The organism is Shewanella sp. P1-14-1 (assembly GCF_001401775.1).
Classification (GTDB): domain Bacteria; phylum Pseudomonadota; class Gammaproteobacteria; order Enterobacterales; family Shewanellaceae; genus Shewanella; species Shewanella japonica.
Genome location: NZ_LKTL01000055.1, coordinates 1 through 2,942, shown reverse-complemented (window position 1 = coordinate 2,942; position 2,942 = coordinate 1). Strand labels below are relative to the sequence as shown.

Here is a 2,942-nt window from a genome sequence, read left to right as displayed (position 1 = left end):
TACTTCGGAAAATTATCTTGAAGATAATGGGCGATTTTATTGGATATCGTCACTAGTTCATCACGAAGCCAAGTATGGGCGGGGTCTTGTCTAACCGCATGAAGAAAAATGTAAATTTAGGCGATGAAATTAATGAATTACCCAGACAGTTATTTAAAGATCTCGTCAAACTAAACAACGAGGAATTTTGCTGTACCCGTTGGTCGTTTGATTCTAGGGCGATGGAATCCCACCCGTTATTGGTGAAAACGGGGATACTGAAACGGCCATATTAAATAGTGGCGAAGCTTATCCTTGGGCGGATATGCCATTTGTGGGGAGTGCATATGCGACTAAGAATTTTACAGTAAGAAGAATTGCAGGGTTAATTTTAGGTAAGCTTTTAGGTAAGTTAGCAAAAGACCCTGACATAATTAAGGATCCGCAAAGGTTATCATCTGCAATTGCGATGATTGTGAAAAATATTAAAAACCAGTCATCAAAAGAGTTCCGAAGTTATGTTTTTAAAAGAGTATTTATTATAGCTGCTGTAAAGTTGGTTAAAGTGGCTCGAAATACCTTTAAGGAGATGCTCAAAGGGACAGGTGATCAGAGAGTTAGAGCGCCATTACTACTTGGTTCCATTGTGTACCTTGAACAAGAATAGGCTATTTGTTAGTACTGCCGAGGAGAATAGAATTAGTGCTATAGCCCTTAGGGAGCTGTATATCAGATTGTTTAATCCCATTAAGTTTTTTGGCCGCCAGCAAAAGTATGGCGCTCAGTTTCACTTAGTTATGGTGGCATATAAACATTTAATGAGTCAGGTAGATTCATCTCAACCTAAAGTGAAAGCGATAGAAGCTTCAAGAAAGATCGCATTTAACAGTGGTACAAGTTATTCCCGCGAGGTGGATATCGTGCTTACCAATGATGCTGAAGAGTGGCTTGAATTGAAGTCCCTGCAAATGCCACTCAATAAAAGTCTCCTAAAGGAATGGACTGGTTACCCTGCCAAGCCAAAGCGAGGACAGCATATCCATAAAGAGTTCTTTTCTGACTTCTTAGAGCTTAAATCTAAAAATAAACCAAGTTTTCAAAAATTATCTTGGCGCTTTCAGCAGTTCGTCTCTCAAGATAAAAAATATAAAGGTCCTAAAACGACAGATTTGGAGAAAATAAAATTAGATGAGCGACTTTGTAAGGTACCTGCAGCAGCCAAAAATGATGTGAAAAAGAAAACAGGTAAGGAGCATGCTGCGCATACTAAAATGTGTGAGTCGTTATTTTACAGTATGGTTGGCGTTCAAAATACTAAGGCGATAATGAAAGACTTTTTAGATAATAACTTGCTGGAAGGTATGGAAGACTTAATTAACGCCGTGGAGTAGTTAAACATGTATTGGAAAGTTGAAGATAAAAAGTGGATGAAGGCTCGTAAAGTATTATGGGCTGAGTTAAAAAAATGCCTCTTAGAGCATCAATACTCTAAAAAAGAAGTTAAATATATGGAACCCTATTTTCTAAAGGGAATACGTAAACAAGAAGATATTGCTTGGGCAGAACCTGTACCGCTTATCTACTGTTTAGCGTGGCATCCATCAGATGATATTAACGTTTGGTTTGCAGAGTTTCAGCGCATCAAGTCTGAAGCCCGCTGTGAAGAATCGATGGTGGGCAGTATCCAATCTAGCTATATATTAATAAAAAATAGAAGTCGATTGTCGACTCCATTAAATGCGACTGAAAATGTAAAGTCACTTTTTTTGCAGCGTGAGCAACTACTTTATCAGTTTTTATTCTTAAATCAGCAATTTCTCGATGACGACTATGTTAAGCAGGCTGAACAAGCTCGGCTTGAAGTGCTTCAGCCGTTAAATAGTGGGGCATTATTCTCTATCGATACGTTGGGGGGAATTATTAAGAATAATAAAGAGGGTGAACCATTCGCGCCATATTTTTATGCTTTTGATTGCTATCATCTCCAAAATTTAAGTCTATATCTCTCTACAGAAATGTATAAAAGACAAATGCGATGGGATGATTCTGAAGAAATACTGGGTCGGATGCTGGCGACTAGCCTGCAGTTTTACCAGCAACGGCAGCAATATTCTGCGGCGTTTCAAACAATCGCAGAGCTTTGGTTTAAGCAACTTGATTCCGAAGAGATTGCCCCAGAATGGAAAACCATTTGGGCGAATGTCAGGGCGGGCAAGTATCTAACAGACGATGAATACTTTTCAAAAGATAAAACTGAAGAAGTGGATATTGAAAACAATAAGGCTAATGTCGAGGATGAACTTAATCAGCTACTACTTGATGGTACAAATAGAACTGAAATCATAGCGTGTTTAGCTGACCATTTTGAAGCTGAAACGATTGAGTTATTTGATATTAATGATTTAGATAATATTCGCTCACCTTATATAGGTTTTATTGACCCCTTAGAGCAGTTAGTTAAGTTACGTGGCGGGCGTGATAGTGTTAGTTATCAAGATGAGGTCAAAGATGATGTATTAACGATTAGCTTAAATGAAAAAGTGATAGGTGAGATTAATCTGGATGAGGTTTTTAGCAATGAAACTGCAGATTACTTTCAAGAGATTATAGATTTGGCTATGGAGTGGTTTCCGAAGCAAGCATTGTTATCGGTTGAGGAGGGTTCAACTTCCTTGTTTATCTTATCGAGTAATATATTTAAGCTGCTAAAAGAAAATGGAATTGAGTCAGACTTATTAACTCAGAAATAGTAACATGGCCATCCATGATTAATGGCTCAATACCATACTCTTTACTAGATTAGGCTATTGTTAGGAGCTTGGATGCTTATACTCCTCAACAGTTTAATTGCCCCTATGATTGTTTATTCACTCCGCTTACTTCGGAAAATTATCTTGAAGATAATGGGCGATTTTATTGGATATCGTCACTAGTTCATCACGAAGCCAAGTATGGGCGGGGTC

Annotated in this window: 3 protein-coding genes; all 3 read left to right on the top strand. The window is 38.1% G+C overall.

Features of this window, described 5'->3' with window-relative positions:
* Window positions 1-304 precede the first annotated feature (304 nt).
* The 3 genes from AN944_RS20855 (at window position 305) to AN944_RS20845 (ending at window position 2,729) form a co-directional block, all read left to right on the top strand.
* On the top strand, window positions 305-646 hold the full coding sequence (locus AN944_RS20855) for a hypothetical protein (RefSeq protein WP_055026568.1): 342 nt from the start codon (window positions 305-307) through the stop codon (window positions 644-646).
* Between the two features lie 67 nt (window positions 647-713).
* Window positions 714-1,370: a hypothetical protein gene (locus AN944_RS20850; protein WP_144430241.1), complete on the top strand. Its 657-nt coding sequence runs from the start codon at window positions 714-716 to the stop codon at window positions 1,368-1,370.
* 6 nt (window positions 1,371-1,376) lie between these two features.
* Window positions 1,377-2,729 (top strand): hypothetical protein, encoded by a 1,353-nt coding sequence (locus tag AN944_RS20845; protein ID WP_055026566.1) that lies wholly within the window; start codon window positions 1,377-1,379, stop codon window positions 2,727-2,729.
* The last annotated feature ends 213 nt before the right edge of the window (window positions 2,730-2,942 follow it).